15 protein-coding genes are annotated in these 19,822 nt (G+C 39.9%); 12 read left to right on the forward strand and 3 right to left on the reverse strand.

What is annotated here, in order from left to right:
* Positions 1-19: 19 nt before the first annotated feature.
* Genes GYM62_RS11725 through GYM62_RS11735 form a run of 3 tightly spaced genes read left to right on the forward strand, consistent with a single transcriptional unit; the run spans position 20 to position 3,102 of the window.
* Positions 20-1,318: a deoxyribodipyrimidine photo-lyase gene (locus GYM62_RS11725; protein WP_219956530.1), complete on the forward strand. Its 1,299-nt coding sequence runs from the start codon at positions 20-22 to the stop codon at positions 1,316-1,318.
* Positions 1,315-2,265 (forward strand): DUF2027 domain-containing protein, encoded by a 951-nt coding sequence (locus tag GYM62_RS11730; RefSeq protein WP_219956531.1) that lies wholly within the window; start codon positions 1,315-1,317, stop codon positions 2,263-2,265. The genes GYM62_RS11725 and GYM62_RS11730 overlap by 4 nt, the downstream gene beginning before the upstream one ends.
* A 3-nt stretch (positions 2,266-2,268) precedes the next feature.
* A complete protein-coding gene (locus tag GYM62_RS11735; RefSeq protein WP_219956532.1) occupies positions 2,269-3,102 on the forward strand; it encodes a hypothetical protein in 834 nt (277 codons plus the stop codon).
* On the opposite strand, the gene GYM62_RS11740 is transcribed toward GYM62_RS11735, so the two are convergent.
* Complete coding sequence (locus GYM62_RS11740; RefSeq protein WP_219956533.1) at positions 3,103-4,248, reverse strand: cystathionine gamma-synthase; 1,146 nt, start codon at positions 4,246-4,248, stop codon at positions 3,103-3,105.
* A 232-nt stretch (positions 4,249-4,480) separates the two neighbouring features.
* On the opposite strand from GYM62_RS11740, the gene GYM62_RS11745 reads away from it, so the two are divergent.
* Complete coding sequence (locus tag GYM62_RS11745; protein WP_219956534.1) at positions 4,481-5,176, forward strand: TVP38/TMEM64 family protein; 696 nt, start codon at positions 4,481-4,483, stop codon at positions 5,174-5,176.
* Here GYM62_RS11745 and GYM62_RS11750 read toward each other — a convergent pair.
* Positions 5,173-10,194 (reverse strand): C25 family cysteine peptidase, encoded by a 5,022-nt coding sequence (locus GYM62_RS11750; RefSeq protein ID WP_219956535.1) that lies wholly within the window; start codon positions 10,192-10,194, stop codon positions 5,173-5,175. The genes GYM62_RS11745 and GYM62_RS11750 overlap by 4 nt on opposite strands.
* Positions 10,182-11,243: a PorV/PorQ family protein gene (locus GYM62_RS11755; protein ID WP_091649718.1), complete on the reverse strand. Its 1,062-nt coding sequence runs from the start codon at positions 11,241-11,243 to the stop codon at positions 10,182-10,184. Before GYM62_RS11755 ends, GYM62_RS11750 begins: the two co-directional genes overlap by 13 nt.
* Positions 11,244-11,655: 412 nt before the next feature.
* Between GYM62_RS11755 and GYM62_RS11760 the strand changes: the two genes are divergently transcribed.
* From GYM62_RS11760 to GYM62_RS11795, 8 genes are all read left to right on the forward strand, one after another.
* Positions 11,656-11,985, forward strand: a complete 330-nt coding sequence (locus GYM62_RS11760; protein WP_091649714.1) for a PadR family transcriptional regulator — start codon at positions 11,656-11,658, stop codon at positions 11,983-11,985.
* Between the two features lie 43 nt (positions 11,986-12,028).
* On the forward strand, positions 12,029-13,975 hold the full coding sequence (locus GYM62_RS11765) for a PspC domain-containing protein (protein WP_219956536.1): 1,947 nt from the start codon (positions 12,029-12,031) through the stop codon (positions 13,973-13,975).
* 78 nt (positions 13,976-14,053) lie between these two features.
* The gene (locus tag GYM62_RS11770) at positions 14,054-15,451 is read left to right on the forward strand and encodes an MBL fold metallo-hydrolase RNA specificity domain-containing protein (RefSeq protein WP_219956537.1); all 1,398 of its coding nucleotides are present in this window, start codon (positions 14,054-14,056) and stop codon (positions 15,449-15,451) included.
* A 305-nt stretch (positions 15,452-15,756) separates the two neighbouring features.
* Complete coding sequence (locus GYM62_RS11775; RefSeq protein ID WP_255590361.1) at positions 15,757-16,224, forward strand: carboxypeptidase regulatory-like domain-containing protein; 468 nt, start codon at positions 15,757-15,759, stop codon at positions 16,222-16,224.
* 253 nt (positions 16,225-16,477) lie between these two features.
* The gene (locus GYM62_RS11780; protein WP_091649385.1) at positions 16,478-17,047 is read left to right on the forward strand and encodes an RNA polymerase sigma factor; all 570 of its coding nucleotides are present in this window, start codon (positions 16,478-16,480) and stop codon (positions 17,045-17,047) included.
* Positions 17,040-17,816 carry a hypothetical protein gene (locus tag GYM62_RS11785; RefSeq protein ID WP_219956538.1) on the forward strand — a complete coding sequence of 259 codons (777 nt, stop codon included), beginning with the start codon at positions 17,040-17,042 and terminating at the stop codon, positions 17,814-17,816. The genes GYM62_RS11780 and GYM62_RS11785 overlap by 8 nt, the downstream gene beginning before the upstream one ends.
* A 111-nt stretch (positions 17,817-17,927) precedes the next feature.
* Entirely contained in the window at positions 17,928-18,962 is a 1,035-nt protein-coding gene (locus tag GYM62_RS11790) for an outer membrane beta-barrel protein (protein WP_219956539.1), read from the forward strand.
* Positions 18,963-19,008: 46 nt separating this feature from the next.
* Positions 19,009-19,803, forward strand: a complete 795-nt coding sequence (locus GYM62_RS11795; protein ID WP_219956540.1) for a hypothetical protein — start codon at positions 19,009-19,011, stop codon at positions 19,801-19,803.
* The last annotated feature ends 19 nt before the right edge of the window (positions 19,804-19,822 follow it).

Genomic DNA, 19,822 nt, shown 5'->3' on the forward strand with positions numbered 1-19,822 from the left:
TTTCTAAAAAAGTACATCCATGCAAAAAATCACAATTTTCTGGTTTCGTAGAGACCTGAGACTCGAAGACAATACGGGCTTGTATTATGCTTTGCAGCAGGAAGAAAATGTATTGCCCCTTTTCATTTTTGACAGCAATATTTTAGACAAGCTGGAAGATAAACAAGATGCCCGGGTTCAGTTTATCCATGAGCAAATCACCTTAATTCAAGATGAATTAAAGGACAAAGGAAGCTCCATTTTGGTAAAACATGGGAAGCCATTAGAGGTCTATCAAGAGCTTTGCAAAGAATATTCGATTTCCTCTGTGTATACCAATCGAGATTATGAACCTTATGCTAAGGAACGCGATCAGGAGGTGGAGAAATTTTTGAAGGAAAAAGACATTGAATTTTACACATTCAAGGATCAAATGATCTTTGAACCCGGGGAGGTGTTAAATGGATCGGGAGAGTTTTATAAAGTCTTTACTCCTTACAGCAAAGTTTGGCTGGAGGAATTCAAAAAACAGAAAATAGAGCCTCTCTCCTATTTTCACTGGAAAAATCTCTATGAAACAAAACCGTTTTCACTTCCGAGTTTGGAAGATATTGGATTTGAAAAAACTGATATCCCAATTCCTTCCAATACAGTTGATAAGGATTTGATTTCTGAATACGACAAAACCCGAAACTATCCTGCAAAAGATGGTACTAGTAGATTGGGAATTCATCTTCGTTTTGGGACTATTTCCATTCGAAAGCTGGCTTTGGATGCTGCAAAGCTAAATGACACCTATCTCAATGAATTGATTTGGAGAGAGTTTTATATGACTATTTTGGCCTATAATCCTCAGGTAGTTGATAAAGCATTCAAACCCGCTTATGATCAAATTCCGTGGAGAAATAACGAGGAAGAATTTAAGGCCTGGTGTGAGGGGAAAACTGGATATCCTATTGTCGATGCCGGAATGAGGGAATTGAATCAAACAGGCTACATGCACAATAGGGTACGAATGATTGTGGCATCTTTCCTGACCAAACATTTGTTGATTGACTGGAGATGGGGTGAGGCTTACTTTGCTGCCAAATTATTGGATTATGAATTGGCCTCTAATAATGGGGGCTGGCAATGGGCTGCAGGAACCGGAACAGATGCACAGCCTTATTTCAGGGTATTCAACCCAGAGTCGCAAACTGAAAAGTTTGATAAAGATTTGAAGTATATTAAAGAATGGGTACCGGAATTTGGAACTGATAAGTATCCAAAACCGATTGTAGACCATAAATTTGCCAGGCAAAGAGCACTGGACACTTATAAAAAAGCATTGGATCAATGAATATCGGAGACCGAGTAAGATTACTACATGGCAAAGAAGAAGGGATAATCAGAAAAATATCCTCAAGTGGGAGAATAGAGGTTGAAATTGAGGATGGTTTTGTAATTCCCGCCATGAAATCTGAAGCGGTCGTCATTTCTGAAGTAGAAAAATCCTATTTTGGTGAGAGTAAAGTTCAGGAAGATTTTTCGGAAATACCTCAGGCTATTTCCGCTCCCAAAGATCAGGGAATTTATTTAGCATTTGTTCCTGTCAATGATCAAAACCTCAGCTTATATCTGATCAATGATTCGAAGCAAGATTATTTGGTTCATGTGTCTGAGGTATTCGGTAATAATCAGAGAACTCTTTTGGCAGAACAAGTTAAACCTGGGATTGCCAAAAAATTTGACGATAGACTGTTGAAAGAAATGGACGAATGGCCGGCATTTTTGCTGCGTTTTATTCCTATTCAACAAAAACTGGAAAAAGGAATTCCTCCTTTTGAAAGGCAGTTAAAAATCAAGCCAACCCAATTTTTCAAGCATTTAAGTACAGCTCCTTTTTTGAATAAATCCGCTTATTTATTCCACTTGGAACAGACTACCAAAGAACTGGATATTCGTTCCTTGAACTACGAGTTGGAGCAGCTTAATCCCAAGCCGGAGGAAAAACCAGTAACGAAGCCTGCAAGAAGCATTGACCTTCATATTGAAGAGCTGGTGGAAGATCATCATTCCATGAGTAATTCTGAGAAATTACGGATTCAGCTAGAAACATTCGAAAGGAAATTGGATCAAGCTATTCAATCCGGAATGGATGAAATCACCTTCATTCATGGAATAGGAAATGGGGTCTTGAGAAAAGAAATTCATAAGCGATTGAGTCAATTGGGAAATATTAAGTACTTTCAAGACACACAGAAAGATCAGTGGGGTTATGGAGCAACTTTAGTAAGAATTTCCTAATTCATGCAGGTGAAAATCTCTCCTATTTTCCAGGCTTTTGAGCAGCAACATGCCGAGGCTAAGGAGCTATTTCTGACGCTTGGAAAACAAATTAAGTCCAAGAAAGCCATAGAACTTTACGGAAAATTAAGTTTTCTGGAAGTGTATGGTGATCTTTTGGCTAAAATTCATTTTGAAAAGGAAAGCCTGCAATTTGATTTTTTCGCACCCTTCAGCAAGCTTCAAAAGAACCTGAGAAAAATCAATCATTTAAAGCTGGTTGAAAAAGGATTAAGGCAAAGAGAATTGAACCAGGATCTGACCTATAATTCTTATTCTACATTTGTTGACAAGCACAAAAAGGGACTTTATTCCGAAACCTTTGATATGGTAGTTGGCAGTTCCCTGAAAGTCTGGGATGAGTTTTTGGCAAAATCTCAGGAAGCCAGTAAACAAATCAAGCCTTTGACCATCAATACTGCTATCAATCAGTTAATTGAGGAAGAGTTGGAGTTTTTCCACATCAATCAAAGACAAAGACTGGACAGCAAGGCCTTGAAAGATCTTTTTGAAGGCTTGAGAAAAATTATCATGCTGGAGAATCTATTACTGTATTTGGGCTTCAATTCCATTTTTATAGACAGTATTCATGCAGAGATGGAAGGATTGAAAGAAAATCTCAAACCCTGGTATGCCAACCACTTGGAGTTACAATCCCTGACTCATTTTCTTTCAGATAAAGAAGATGTGTCTAAAAAATACATCGCATGGGTGAAAGACCTCCACGCAGAAAAAAAGAGCCTGACTTCCAAAGTTGAAAAGCAGGCTCAAAGCTTGTTTCAGAAAATTTTAGCTTAATCAGATTCTTGACAAGGCAAAAGCCAAATCATTTTTCAGATCTTCAGCATCTTCAATTCCCACACTTAAACGAATTAAAGAATCCACCAATCCTACTTTTTCTCTTTCCTCTTTAGGAATGCTGGCATGGGTCATGGTTGCAGGATGACCACATAAAGACTCTACTCCTCCCAGTGATTCTGCTAGAGAAAAAAGCTTGAAGCTTTCCATCACTTTTCTGGCGTCTTCCAGTTTATTGCCCTTAAGTGAAAATGAAATCATACCTCCAAAATCTCTCATTTGACTTTTTGCGATATCATGATTAGGATGATCTTCAAATCCAGGCCAATATACTTTTTCTACTTTCGGATGATTTTTTAAATAAGCTGCGATAGTTTTTCCATTTTGAGAATGTCGCTCCATTCTGATATGCAAGGTTTTGATTCCTCTCAATACCAGAAAACAATCTTGAGGTCCAGGAACGGCACCACATGCATTTTGGATAAAAATTAATCTCTGAGCTAATTCATCCTCATTCACCACTAAGGCTCCCATCACTACATCAGAGTGACCTCCCAAGTATTTGGTAACGGAATGCATTACGATATCAGCTCCCAAGTCCAGTGGGTTTTGCAAAAACGGGGAAGCGAAAGTATTATCCACACCCAATAACAAATTATTCCCTTTAGCCAACTTAGACAGTGCTCTCAAATCCACAATATTCATCATGGGATTGGTAGGAGTCTCAGCCCAAATCATTTTGGTATTCTCATTGATTTTTTCGGCAACCAAATCAACATTTGTCATGGGTACAAAGTGAAATTTGATCCCATACTTTTCATAAACCTTGGTAAACAAGCGGTAAGTACCACCATACAAATCACTGGTACTGATAATTTCATCCCCTGGATTAAACAGCTTGATTACAGCATCTATTGCCCCTAAGCCGGAAGAAAAACAAATTCCATGTTTTCCATTTTCCAAGGCCGCTAAATTATTTTGAAGGGCTGTTCGCGTAGGATTATGTGTACGAGAATACTCATATCCCTGATGATCGCCGGGAGACCGCTGCACATAGGTAGAGGTCTGATAAATAGGAGTCATTATAGCACCGGTAGAGGGATCAGGCTCCACACCGGAATGAATGGCTTTGGTACCGAATTTCATATGATTATAATTTGTTCTTTAATGGCCATATGGAATCCCTGCTTGCGGCAGGCAGGTCGCACAGTTTCCCCGATACATGGGGTCATCCCTGTGTGTGTCATTCTCGTCGTGCTGGATTTCATTAGATTATTTTTATTCGTTGATACAATATCCGAACAGGCTTAGGCTTTAATAAATTCCTTCCTGTATACTTGTACTGATGTGAGATAACTCTCATTAAGGGTAACCAAATATGACAAAAAAGGGCAGTATTTTCAACTTCTTTCCCGATTACCTAAAAATTTATCCTTTAGCAACTTTAAGCTGGTTATGGGTGGTAGTTTGTCCTGCTTTGGGCAGCGCATGGATCCTAAAAAATTACCAACTGCTGCTAACCTTTGATTCCCTTTCCTGGATTGGTTATTTCTTCTTTATCTTGATTGCAAGTTTGGTAATGGGACTGGCTCTTTTACCTACTACTCTAAGTGCTGTTATTAGCGGTTTCCTATTGGGCTGGACTGGATTACCCGCCATTATCCTCGCATATTCCATGGCGAATGTCATTGGGTATTATCTAGGCAAACTATTTAACTCCGGTCTCATGGAGCTATTGGAGGCCAAAAACCCTAAATTCTTATACGAATTAGAAAAAAGGAAAAGCAATGAGGGCAAATTGATTTTCTTCATTCGAATCAGTCCTGTGATTCCATTCGCCATTTCTAATTTCCTATTTGCCTCCCTTCAGGTTCCCCTTCGCAAAGTGTTGATTTATGGGATTCCAGGAATGCTTCCAAGGACCATCTTGGCCTTTTTGGCAGGAATTTTAGCCAATGACTTCTTAGGAGCGAGAGAAAAGCTGAATGATCCCATTCAAATAGGCTTTGTCCTCGTTTTTCTCCTAATCAGTATTTGGGGAATTTGGGTGAATTGGAAAAAATCTAAAGCCTAACGTAGCAAGTACATTTTGCCATAACCCTTGGTAAATCCACGATCACCAGCAGTAGGTCTGTGCTCCATGAATTGTCCATTTTTTCGGATCAAAACCCTATAAATGTACACGCCATTGGCTAATTGATCTCCAAATTCATCTTTCCCATCCCATGCGTATTCGGTAATATTATTCCCGATTCGGATGGGCCCTAACTCATCCTGCAAAATCTCCCTGACTACCTTTCCGGTCACAGTCATGATTTGAATTTTGATTTGATCCGGAACTTCCGAACCAGTCACAGTAAACACAAACCGGACACTGGTACTGAATGGATTTGGATAAGGATAGAAGTTTGAAATCTGTGACTCATTGACCACTTCAAAAGTAACCTCATAAGGCATAGGTGAGTCCTGATTCTGAACTTTGAGGGTATAGACTCCATCTTCTAAAGGACCTGGTTGGAAGGAAACTCTAAAGTCGTTTTCATCACTAGCTGGAGTCCAAGTCAAGTTAGGATTGGAGAAATTTATTCTGGCAAAATCACAGGTATCACAGTTCTTTTTCAGGAAAATATCCAGTCCCACCGTGTCTGTTTTATGCAAAAACGATTGGTCGTTTTTCAATATCGCATTGATCAAAACAGTCGGAGATACTATGTCCCCATCCATGATATATATCCCGTCAAAATTCACATCCAACAAGGACTGAGAATCATCTTCCTGAACAACAAAGTATGTTCCCACCTCGATTTGATTGTTTCTATAAGTTTGTTCTCGAAGAATTCTAGGATTGGCAAAAATCTCCAAAGTATTCTCCCCACCTTTTCCTATAGAGTTGAATTCTATGGTATGAGTAAAACTTTCTCCTGCCTTCAAAGCGGCAAACTTTTTGGAAAAGGATTCAACCTTTCTGGATTTTAGATTGGTCAGCTTCCAGTCAACTTGAATGGAATCCGGGAAGTCGTGAATAGAGACGTTTTTAAACTCGAAGTTAAAACTACCTGATTCTCCTTCTCTAAGATTTACTCGATCTTGGTTGTTTTTTAAGATTAGCGCTCCTTCAGGTACGCCCTGATAATTCACCTGCCATCTTTTTAGGTCGGCTGGAGCAGTTGAATTTGGATCATTCATCTCATACCGCAAGCGCAAATATGGATAAGACTGGGAATTGATAAATGAAAGATCTAATTGGGAGGAATTCTCATTGCTGATTAACACCTCTTCTTCGCCGTTTTCTTTAACTCCCAAAATATCAAAATAGGTCTTTTCCTGCTCATTGATCCAAGGTCTATCCTTCACTGCCTGGAAAAAGTTTTCCCATGAACTGGCAGGTCCAATTCTAGGTGTGAAAATATAGCCTTCCGTCAGATAGCCTTTCAGCTGAGATTTGAAAGAAAGAGTCTGCTTATTGGATGGCACTTCCATATTTGGATTCCCTACTATTTCCAAAGCTTCCCCTGGTTTCATCCCCTTTCTTCCATAAAGGATATAAGGATCACCAGTCTTGAGGGCACGAAGTGTAGCTTCACTTGCACCGAATTGCTTGATCAATTGATAAGCCTCCTCCGGCCAACTATCAAATGTTACATTACCAACGGAGAAAATGATGACGAAATCTCCCTGCTCCACATTATTGGTAAACTCTCTTAAAATAGTTTGCCCAGGTGAGGTAATCCAGGCATTTTGAATACTTTGAATCAATTGAGGTGGTCTTCCACAAGAGCGACCGTCCAAAATATCAAATCCAGGAACTGGTATAGGCAGGTATGGTTGAAGTGTTTTTTGCTGGAAGGTCACTAAGCCGAGGGATCCATTCGGGCAAAGTCGACTATTTGCATTATTGACGTTATCAATAATCTGAGGAACGTTATTCAGATAAAACTGAGTATTTCTAAAAGATAGAGTATCAACTGCAGAACCAACTGTAAATACTTCTACTCCAAGATTTACATCCTTGTAAACCAATTTTCTTTCAGCTTCATCGATGTTTAGATTACTCAACTGGTTTTCTGCGATTTGCTGGAAGGTTCTTTGCGTCCAGCCTTCTGGCCCATTTGGAATAAAGGAAAAGCTGGAGCTGCTCCAAGAATCGGTTTCTCCCGGTCGTGGCTCTTGGAATTTTGTTCTCCAAAAATAAGTGACTGAATCAGTACCCGGCAAAAGGTCAACTTTCCAAGTTGCCAAACCTTTAGAACTCAATCTAATCTCTTTGCGGTAAGCTGAGTTGAAATTGGAAGTCGTATCCATTTGCATGATTACGGTCCGGTCGGTAGGATTATTACCAGGCAACTGTGTGATTAAATCAATGGATTTTTGATTGACAATCCCATATTCCAGAGGGTATAGATTGAGGGTTCCACTCAAAGGAACAAATTGAGAAATGGAAATCTGATTATTGGAAAAAGACATTTCCTCCACTTCTCTGGAAGGATTAATTTCTAAGATAATTGTGTTTTCTCCAGCTGATGCAACCCCTATGTTAGGAATAGAAAAGGAAAGACTATCCACCCTACTGACAGCTGAAGTTTTTACTATTGGATAGGTAATTTCTTCTCCGGAGGGAAGTCTTCTTCGAACTTGATAAGAAATGGAATCGAAACCAACGATTCCTATATTTCTTAATACAAAATTCAATTTCAGACTATCTGAAAGAGCTGAGATGGGATCATCGTCAAAACTTTCAATCCTAGCTTCAGATTCTGTGACAAAATAATCAGGTTTATCCGCCGGAAATAAGCGCACTGCTGGATCTCCCATTAGAATCATTTGTTCCATGTGAGAATAGTTTAGCGGAGCTGTACCGTACCTGCTCACAAAAAACCTTTCCGCCTCCATTTTTATTTCTCCTACAGAACGGTAGATCTTGGTACTGTCGGCAAAGGCATTCAAATAAAAGGCATCAGAATACCTTCTTAAATACACATCTACCCCAATGGCTGAATTCGCCATGATATTAGAAGCTCCTTTATTAGGAGTGATGACCCAATCTTCACCCTGAGTATAATTGGTGCCAAAGGCGCTACCGTAATCACAGCCATTAAACAGCATTACAGGATATTTTCCTTTATTCTGATAATTGATTGTTGGGTCAGAAGCGAAACCGATATCAATATCCAAAATAGTCGGAGATCCATGTCCAAAGAAAGTCACCAAAGACCTTCCCTCATTCAAATCTCCTGTGATATCTATAACCTCTACCACACTATTGGATCGCTTTCTATAAGTGGTCACATTTCCTCCTAGAAATGGTCCTTCAGCAATTCCTTTAAACCCGTTCAAAAAATTAAAATATCGGTTCAATTCGAACTCAGAGACCCCTCCACCCAAATGAAGGATTTCTTTTTGCCATGGAGCCTCCAAGCCCAGCAAGTCCTTTTCAATCGCTTTATAAAAATAATCTTCCAGCTGTTGAGAGTCCTTCGCAGGTATTCTCCCAATTGCCATGGCCGGTAGCTCAGGGTTAGCTGGATCTAAATTGAGTGTAAAGACCACATCAGAAAAAGGATAACCACCTACCGGCACTAAATCTTGCTGAGTAAACACTGCCGGATTATTTCGATAGAAATAGGTAATACCACCCACACGAGCAGTACTGTAGATAGCCAAACCTCTTCCCGCCATCAAGATATGGGTAGGTTTATGTACAGGATAATAGGCCTTCAAAAATTCATAAAGTGCAATCGGAGATCTTTCACCATAACCAAATTGATCGTAGATATCCTCCATGATTAAGGTTAGGGTATCATAAGCACCGCCTTGAGGGGAAGCTCTATGTTCCGCATATGCTTTTAAGGGATTTTGAAAATTCTTGGAAGGTCTTTGTAAAGCTTTACTTCCTACCAAAATATAATCAGCGGCTTGGCCTAGGTAGTCTCTGAATTTGATAGGTTTTACCTCAGTTACTTTCTGGATTACATCTTCATTTTCAAGCCAGATTTTACTTTCTTTTCCTTCTACAGCAGCTTGTAAGCTCAGATTTCCTGAATTTTTCGATAAGGAAACCCGTACCGGATTAGAAGGATCTGATATTTCAACTGCCGCATAATTCCCGGCAATAGAAGAATATTGAATCTGTTGATTCCCTGCAGGATTGATTAGCAACTCTGATCCAAAATCACCAGTTCCTTTATTTTTGGAATAGCGGATTTTAGCATAAGTAATAGATATATTATCCGCAGCTTCAGGACCAATCGGAGTTACGGAAATTACGATACTCCCGTTGGCATTGAAATCCGTCATTCTGAGTGGAATTCTGGCAAAAACAGTATTAAAACCAGAAAAGTCCTGAACCCCAACCTGCCTCTGACTGGTCCCGCTAACTCCAGCCGTTATTCTGGCCCGATGAGCATTTGCCGATCTTCCTGTCAAACCAATTTCCAAATAAGGATCTCCTGATGATGCTGGGACGCCTAATTCCCCAAAAGGAACCTGGCGGGTAGCTCCTTTTGAAATCACTGAACTCATCCAGCCTTGACCCTGATCATAGCTAGAAAGGCGAAAGCCCAAGGTATAACTGATTCCAAGAGAATACTGATCGCTAAATACCTGAAGTCTTTCAGATTGATAAGACTGAATCTGTGGGGCAGTTGCTGCTGGAGTTCCCCTTACAGCCATTCGCTTACCTGGTGAATTAGCAACAGTCAAAAAGTAAGCGGTAGTATCGGTATGGGTATTAAAATACGGATTAGGGATAGGCTTGACGTCTCTATAAAGGATGGAGTCTAGCTTAGCATCATTTCTAATCCCATAAAAATCAATATAGTCTCCCTCATTGAGTCTTCCGTCCTGCTCACCTTCTATATAAATTGCCACTTCTTTTCCACGATGAAACATCCGAATATTTCGTGGGTCTGTGGTGCTAAGATTTATTCCTGCACTTTGAAGTGTTGCAGGGCTGATTCTGTAAATCCCATCCTTTGCAGTCGGAATCTTATAATAGACTTGATCATAGGAGTACCAGACACCCTGCTGCGCAAAAAGTCCCAATGCCAGGCAACTCAGGAGATATGTAAGGAACAGCTTTTTCAATAGGTCCATCCTTTAAATTTTCGAAAATCGTCCTTCATTTTTTCCAGGGAAACTTTTACGGAAAACACATGGGAATAAGGTGTCTCTGAAACATTTCCTATATCAGAAAGCGCATAGTCAATTTGGAATTTTTCACTCAGCAAAACTCCCAAACCTGCACTTGGCATCATACTCATAGACTTTTCGCCATCAAAATCTTTGATATACTGAAAGTTGCTGACACCCGCTCGCAAGAAGGCCAGCTTTTTATAGCCTAATTCCAAACCCATCTTTGGATCTATGCTCAAAAGAGAGGTAGAGATTAGCGTATTTCTCTGCCCATCAAAGGTCATATCCAAATCCACGGCAGTTAAGAGACTGAACTGTTTCCCAACTGCAAAACTATAGGTAAAGCTACTAATTGCTCGAGGCAAGGTAAGCTCGACTGAATTCACAGGAATCTCATTATTAGTCTGGGAGTAAATGTCTCTCACCAATTCCGCATTATGGGACCAGGCATTAAATGTCGTAGTGATATCCCTCAGCATTAAACCTAAAGTCAGGTTCTTTTTCACATACATTCCACCCAAATCCAAACCAAAGCCCCAGGCATTTGCGAATTTTCCTACATTTCTATGAATCACTTTTGCATTGGCGCCGACTTTGAAATGATCAGATAAATCCCTCGCATAAGTCAGGAGCAAAGCATAATCCGCCGCATTAAAAAACTGAATATTATTATAATTCAGCGCCCCATTAGCATCATAAAGAAATCGGGTATCAGGAATATCATCCACTCCAAACCTGATCAAAGAAATTGCTAATTGACTATCATTCTTGAGGGGTGTTGTGAAAGCCAGATAATCATATTGGGCAATTCCTGCAAAATATTCAGCATGCATGAGCATAGCCTCATATTGATGAGTGACACCCATCAATCCTGCGGGATTCCAATAAGCTGCTGTCACATCTCTAGTGGCAGACACTTGTGCTCCACCCATGCCCAATGCTCTGGCTCCTACTCCTATGTTCAAAAATTCATTGGAATATTTGGGGGTGAGGTCTTGGGAGAACGCCATTTCACTCTGACAACTGATTGCCAGAAGCAGGAAGAAAAAAATAAATTGAATAGTACTATCTCCTTTCACAATCCCAAAATAACCAAATTCTTTTAGAAGCTTATAGTCCTGGAAAATAAGCATACAAATGTCCTGTATCTGTTCGCAGTCGGACACATAAATGTACGCATATTAACAAATCAAATAATCTTAAAATCATCGTCCGAAAATAATTTATTTTTTTCAACTTAAAAAATTAATTCAAAATTTGCTTATACAGCTCAAAATCGATGTTTTATTTCAATAATGCATCACCTAGGGCATCAATAAAGCAAGGAATTAGGTTATACAAGGTAGCTTAGAAAAGATTGGTATCATTTTTCATTCATATAAAAGTGTCGGGAGAATGAATTCCCGAAAAAAACCACTAATCATGAACGTCGCCAACACACAAATTCAAATGCGAAAGGGACTTCTGGAGTTATGTGTTCTTCATATAATTTCCAGAGGGGAAGTTTACACTTCTGACCTGATCGATGAGCTTACCCAAGCTCAAATGATCGTGGTGGAAGGAACCTTGTATCCCCTACTCAATCGGCTCAAAACTGCTGCTTTGGTAGAGTATCGTTGGGTGGAGTCAGAGTCCGGCCCGCCCAGAAAGTATTATTCCATTACAGAAAAAGGAAAAGACTTTCTCCAAACACTCACCGAAACTTGGGCATCTCTAGTCAATTCAACCCAAGAAATCACCTCCAAGAATTGATTAAAGTTTTGCACCGATCAGCAGACCCTAAATTGAAAAGACAATGAAAAAGACCATCAGCATCAATATTAGTGGAATCCTTTTCCACATAGAAGAAGACGGATATGATACGCTCAGAAAATACCTGGATGCAATCAATAAACATTTCTCTTCTTACAAAGACAATCAGGAAATCATCTCGGATATAGAAAACCGAATCGCGGAGATTTTCTTAAGCAACCTGAAAAACAACAAGCAGGTAATCACGGCGGAGAACGTAGATAAACTCATCGAAAAAATGGGAACTATAGCTGATTTCGTATCAGTGGAGGAAACATTGGAAGAAACAGATGAGGAAAAGGAATCTTCCAAGCAGGAGGATTTTTACAAATATGTAACTCCTCCGAATGCAGAAAAGAAAGGCTATAAGAAACTCATGAGAAATGAGCCCAAGAAAATTTTGGGTGGAGTTTGCGCCGGATTAGCAAATTATTTCTCAATCGACCCCCTTTGGACTCGATTGATAGCTATCCTTTTGCTGTTTTCAGGAAATCTTAATTTAAGATTCGATGCCTTTGATATTTTCCCATGGGATAATTTCAGATTTAACTTAGGTCTGGGCTTTTTCGCCATTGTTGCCTACATAGTATTGTGGATTATCCTCCCAGTTTCCTATGATGTAGAGGAAGATAAAAACATCAAAAAACTCTATAGAAACCCCGATGATAAAGCTTTGGGTGGGGTAGCCAGTGGATTGGCAGCCTACTTTGGCGTAGAAGTTATCTGGACTAGATTGGCTTTTGTAGTCCTAACCTTGGCAGGAGGATCTGGCGTATTGATTTATTTGATTCTATGGATCATTACTCCAGTAGCAACATCGATCACTGAAAGAATCAGGATGAAAGGTGGAGAAATTACTTTGGATAACATTGATTCTACACTAAAGGAAAACCTGAACCCGCAGCCACCCAAACCTGAATCTCAAACCAGAAAGATTCTTTTGGCGCCATTTCGTGTGTTAGGCCAAGTGATTGATGCCCTGGGCAAAGCTTTAGGTCCTTTGGGATTATTCTTTCTGGCTGTGATCCGTGTGATTTTCGGTTTGATCGTATTCTTCATAGGATTATCCCTGACTATTGCTCCTATCATTGCCTTGTCAGTGTATCTGGGAGTATTCACCACAGATGAATATCAGATCATGATGGATAATCTTCCCATAGAATTGATCTCCAATGTAATTCCTGTATGGTTGGTTGTGGGCGCATCTTTTCTTCTGATTATTCCAGGTATTCTTCTGATCCTTTCAGGCCTGAGTGTCTTGGTGAAAAAGAATCTGATTGGAAACAGATTTGGATTGGTAGCCTTTGCGGCTTGGATATTCTGCGTTGGAGTATGTGCCTTCCAAATCCCTAGAATTGTTGCTCAATTCAAAGAAGAGAACAAGTATAAAACTTCTGAAACTTTGAATCCAAGTCCGGGAATTTTAATCCTTCAACTTGATCCCTTAAGTGAAGAGGCAACTTTCAATGAAGTTTCCCTAAGATTGGAAGGCACTTCTGATTCTCTTCTGGTGTTGGATCAAGAGTATTTCTCGCGTGGAAGAACGAAAGCAGAGGCAATGGAAAATGCAAAAGCCTTTCCTTACCAAGTGCAGGTTATGGATTCAGTTTTAACTTTCAGTGAGGGATTTGACATCAGCAATTTGGATAAATTCAGAGATCAAAAATTAAGGCTAGTATTGAAAATCCCTTATGATAAGCCATTTATTATCGAGAGATCCATTTTGGAAATCATCAGAAATACTATAAACAGAAATGGCTATAGATCCTCAGATGTAAGGTCCAATACAGTTTGGGCATTTAATGAAGCTGGACTTGTCTGCCTTACCTGCAATGAAAATAATGAGTCAGAGGACGAGTTATTTGAGGAAGAAAAGCAAGTAGCTGACTCCCTGACCCGGGCAAAATTGGATAGCATTTCCAAAGCAAAGTTTATGCAAAAAAATGAATAAAATCATTAATTATTTAAGAGAGGCATCCCCACAGATGCCTCTTTTTTTTGTAACTTCTCACAACTAAATAATCAACCCATGGATGTAACCGTAAAATTTTTGGGAGGTGCCGGATCCGTTACCGGCTCAAAATATTTAATTGATTTAGGAGAATTTGAATTTTTGGTGGACTGTGGTCTCTTTCAGGGAAGAAGAGAACTTCGGGAAAGAAATTGGGATAAATTCCCCATGCCTTTGGAGCAACTCGAGGCGGTAGTTATCAGCCATGCTCATTTGGATCATGTAGGCTACCTCCCTAGACTGGTCAAGCAAGGATTTAAAGGTCCAATCTATTGTACTGAGGCTTCCTCAGAGTTAATTAAAATCCTTTTACTGGATTCCGGGAAATTGCAGGAAGAAGAAGCGGAATTTGCCAGAAAAAAGGGCTATTCCAGACATGAAAACCCACAACCCCTGTATACTGTAGAGGATGCTGAGGCCGTATTTCCACTTTTGGTACCTATGCCCTTTGACCAACCTTTTGAAATTCATCCCAAAGCGAAGGTCACCTATTTTCATGCTGGTCATATATTAGGCGCAGCAATTACCAAAATCCTCATCAAGGGGACTAGTCAGGAGAAAAGATTGGTGTTCTCCGGAGATTTAGGACGCTTTCATGATCCACTGCTTTTCCCTCCTACACTCATCCCTAAAGCCGATATTCTCTGGATAGAATCAACTTATGGGGATAGGATAGCACCTAAGGTCAAGCCTGAAGAAGAATTAGGGTCGGCAATTCGTGATACTTTTGATCGCGGTGGATTGGTTATTATCCCTTCATTTGCTGTAGGTCGAACCCAGTTAGTTCTGTATTACCTGTTTAAATTGATGGAAAAAGGAAAAATTCCAAAGGTTCCGATTTTCCTGGACTCACCCATGGCTATTGATGCCACCAAACTCTACCTGGATTTTTCCACAGACCATCAATTAACTGCTGCATTGGAAGAGGATCAGCATCCTTTTAATCACAGGCAGTTACGCTACTTCCAAAAACAAGAGCAATCTGTGTCTCTCAATGAATACAGAGGCAATGCCATTATCGTTTCCGCTTCCGGAATGGCTACTGGTGGAAGGGTTTTACACCATTTATTCCACCATCTACCTCATGAGAGAAATGGGGTCATTTTTGTAGGGTTTCAGGCGGAAGGAACAAGGGGAAGAAGATTGGTAGAAGGAGAAAAATACATCACCATTTACGGAAATCAGGTTCCGGTCAATGCAAAAGTTTACCAGATCGACGGGTTATCTGCACATGCCGACCAGGAAGAACTCATGGAATGGGCCGAGGGATTCACAGAAAGACCCAAAATGACCTTTATAATTCATGGGGAAGAGAAAAGTGCTGAAGTTTTGGCTGATAAATTGAAAAATGAATATAGCTGGAATACAACTATACCGAATTATCTGGAATCTGTAGTTTTGTTTGAAGGCATTTAAACCTATATCATTATCCGCAATCTTGCCACTTAACATATTTTCTTTGCTTGACAGTTGGAAGACCGGTGACCGAAGCTTCGGGATTCTGATCCATTTAGCTGACAATAAGCCATATTTTATTGTTACTTGTAAGAAAGCGGGTATCCATAAAAAACAATTTTAATCTGATGAAATCGAGCATGCTGGAGTCGATAAACACTGGGATACTCCGATTTATCGGTGAAAATATGCGATCTGCCGAAGGCAGGGATTCCATCCCGATTTTCGGGACAGGTAGTGACCTTTGAGAAACAAATCATAGAAAGATGAAAAATAAAATGTTATCCAGCCTTTTTATCATGCTTTTAGTAATACTTGCATTTTGCAAACCCATCAAACCAGAGGGTGAGGGAATCACAGGAAAAGTGACTTGGTTGGAAGGGAATCAAATGCCCATGATTGTAGAAGACGGCGAAAAACCCGAAGTAAATCCCAAAGGCGTCCCGGTACAAAGAACCTTGATTATTTATCCACTGACAAATTTGGCTGATGCCAAAGTGGAAGGAACCCTATTTCAATCCATTTCTGGAGAACCAATCACCACGGTAACTACCGATGAAGAAGGACGCTACCTACTGGAGTTGGCTCCAGGTCGATATTCCATCTTCACACGGGAAGAAGATGGCCTCTTTGCTAATATTTTTGATGGGGATGGAAATATTCAGCCTGTTACCGTAAAAAAAGGAGAATGGACCTTGCTGGACATTGTGATTAATTATAAAGCAGTTTTTTGAAGTAAGAAATTTGAAGTTAGAAGTCTGAAATAGTAGAGGCGAGAAGCGAGAAGCGAGAGCCGAGAAGCCTGAAATATAAAATCAGAAGTCTGAAAGGTGTATATCCCTAAATAACGTTGATCGTTTGGGTCAATTTTATAACTAACTGTAAATCATATTTTTAAACATAAATCGAAAAAAATCTGATTTTTTTTCAAACTTGATGCAACGTTTTTTAACATCTCTACATCTACCTATTTGAAAGCTATTTGGAATGTTCAGCAGAACCAACTTTTCAGACGAACCAACATTGATTAAAGCATGCCTCAAGGGTGATCGGTCAGCCCAGCGACATCTTTATGATGTGTACTCCGGAAAGTTTCTGGCCATCTGCATCCGATATCTTAAAAATCGGGAACATGCCGAAGATGTGATGATAGAGAGCTTTATGAAGATATTCGAAAAACTACCCCAGTATCAAGCCAAGGGAAGTTTTGAAGGTTGGATGAAGCGAATTGTAGTCACTCAGGCTTTGATGACTTTGAGAAGCAATCGTCATCTGATGATGGAAGTTCATGTGGAAGAGGATGTGGAGTACGAACATCACCATTATGAAACCAAACATCTGGAAGCTCAAGATCTGATGGAATTAGTAGAAAGCCTACCGGTAGGTTATCGAACCGTCTTCAACCTTTATGCAATTGAGGGCTATGCACATCAGGAAATTGCCGAGCTGCTAGGCATCAGTGAAAGTACTTCCAAGTCACAACTGAATAGAGCAAGGAATGTGTTGAAAGAAAAAATTGCCACCCAACAACTCAAAGAAAGGAGAATCAATGGCTAAGAAAACAGAAAATATGGATCAGCTATTTCGGGATAAACTGGAAAATCACCAGGTGAAACCGAGTAAGCTAGCTTGGGAGAGACTGGAAAACCAGCTCCCTCAAAGCAAAACCAAGCTTTCTACCTATTGGTGGGCTGCTGCAGCAGCAATCCTTCTCTTATTTACGGTGGGTTCTCTGTTCTGGCCAGCTCAAAATCCCTTAGAAGAAGAAATTCTGGCGGAAAAAGTGGAATCTTCTTCAAATGAAGAGGAAACAACTAACCAATTTCCAGTCGAGATTGAAACGACTGAGAATCCGATTGAAATCATTGAAGAAAAAGAGTCAGCTAAAATTGATAAAAGTCCTAAAAGAGAGGCTCAACCCAAAAAGAAAAATAATTCATCTTATCAGAAGCAATTAGAACCCAACAAGCAATTGATCGCTCAAAACGAAACTGCTCCTGAAAGAGAAGCAATCATTGAAAAGCCAATTACTGAACCATTAAAAGGTTTGGAGGCTGATATTCCCCAAATCAAACCTTTAGATCTGAATGCAACTGTAGCAGAACTTCAACCTACTACTGAGGAAGCTCCTGCTTATAAAGTGACCATTGTGTCTAATGGAATTAAAGAAGACAAAAACCTGATTTCCGGAATCGGAAAAAAAGTAGATCAGGTAGAAGGAATATTGGGAAAAGTGGATGAAGGATTTGCCACCTTACAAGATGCCAAAAACAGCTTATTCACCTCCCTAACGAGCAAAAAAGAAAAAGTGACCGAAAAGCCATAATTAAAAACCAACCTATTATTTAACAAAGAGCAATGGAGTCCTCGGAAACAAAGCCGCTGCATCAGGCAGCGGTACCGAGAATCCAAAAGATCGCTTAAAGACAATAAAACTATGAAAAAGTATCTGCTATTATTTTGCCTGATGGCCATGGTTCAAGTCGCTTTTGCAGCTAAACTGCCATCCCTTGATACAGAAATCAATAAGGACTCTGTCATCGTAGAATTCGGAAAATCTGGAAAGGTAGTCATCATTGTAGAAAGCAAAGAAGACTTCGAAAAGCTTAAAATGATGAACATTGATGAAATCATCAAAAGCTTGGACTTGCAGGAAAACAAAGAGACCGGAGAATTAACCATCGTTCAGATCCAGAAAAAAGACGGCAGCACCAAAGATGTGGTGAAAGTTAGAGAAGAAGGTGCTGAAACTGAAGTAAACATCGGACGGATGAGGGTACTTGTAGATGAATCTGGCCAAAATACCAAGGTGAAAATTGAATCCGGAGCTAAGAAAACAGTTGACCCTTCTTTCAAAACCAACTTTAACATTGATCTCGGTGTCAGCAACTATCTCAGCCCAGAAGGAGGGTTTCCAACATCTGACAATCCCTATGCAGTCAAAGGTTGGGGAAGCTGGAATGTGGGTTTGAACTGGATGGCTGCCCAGCGAATTTCAAAAGGTTTCTACTGGGATTTCGGATTAGGTTTTCAATTCTACAATTTCAAGTTTGAAAACAAGGACTTCCAGGCAGTTCGCGGGGATGAAATGATTGAATTTATTCAGAGAAATGATGTGGATGGATTCAAAAGCAAGATCTCTGCATCCTATATCACAGCCATGACCATGCTGGAGCTGGATTTTGGAAAAATGAATGACAATGGCAAAAAAGGACTACGCATTGCTGCAGGACCTTATGCAGGCTATAGATTAGGAGGTAGATCTAAATTCATTTACCGAGAGCTTGACGGTTCGGGAAGGAAAAAAGACAAACAGGATACCGGTCTTTACCTTCAAAACTTCCGATACGGTATCCGGGGAGAGATCGGTGTAGGAAGAGTAACTTTCTTTACCACTTACGACTTAAATACGCTTTTCCAGGATCAAAAAGGTCCTGAACTGAATCCAATTTCATTCGGAATAGTCTTTTAATCAGGGGGAGAGTCATCTCCCCCAATTACCTAACCAACTACTTATTATGAAAAATTTTCTAGCTACAATACTTGCCATTTTCATGGCATCTGGCTGGGCCTTTGCCCAAGAAACCGAATCAAAATCCATTGTTAAAACCAAAGAATTTTCCATGCTTGGAATGGAATGGACCATGAATAAATTTGAGGATGGTACCAAAGAGTGGAATTTTGAAAATGACCAAGAAACCAAAACCTATGTAAAGCCTAAGCCTTCCAAGTTTGACTCGGATTTGAATATTGATCTGGGTATTAATGTTTGGACTCCCTCAGATGATCTTCCCGCTACCAAAGCTTGGGGTTCCTGGAATGTAGGACTCAACTGGGTTGGAGATTGGAAAGCGGCTAAAAACTTTCACCTAAAAACCGGAATAGGCGTTTCTTGGTATAATTACAAACTGGAAAACCGAAACCTCATCATTGAAAAATCTCCTAACGGAATAGAGTTCAATGAGTTTACAAACGGCGTAGGCACCAAATCCAAGTTATCAGCATCCTATGCAAATCTTTCCTTGGTTCCTACTTTGATGACCAGCAATCAAAAAGTAAGAATCGGACTTGGAGGATATGCTGGTTTACGAATTGGTGGCAGAGGGAAATTCGTCTATGAGGACAATGATGGAGACAAAAATAAAATTTTCGAAAAGTCCAATCTTTATGCAAATAACCTCAGATATGGAGCTCGTGCAGAAATTGGAATTGGAGACTTTGACTTGTATTTCAATTATGACTTGAATTCCTTTTTCGAAGAAGGCAGAGGTCCTGAAACAAATGCTATCAGCTTTGGAATTATCATCAATTAAGCTGCACGCAATCCTTTAT

The sequence above is a fragment of the Algoriphagus sp. NBT04N3 genome, from assembly GCF_019443765.1.
GTDB classification, from domain to species: Bacteria; Bacteroidota; Bacteroidia; order Cytophagales; family Cyclobacteriaceae; genus Algoriphagus; species Algoriphagus ornithinivorans.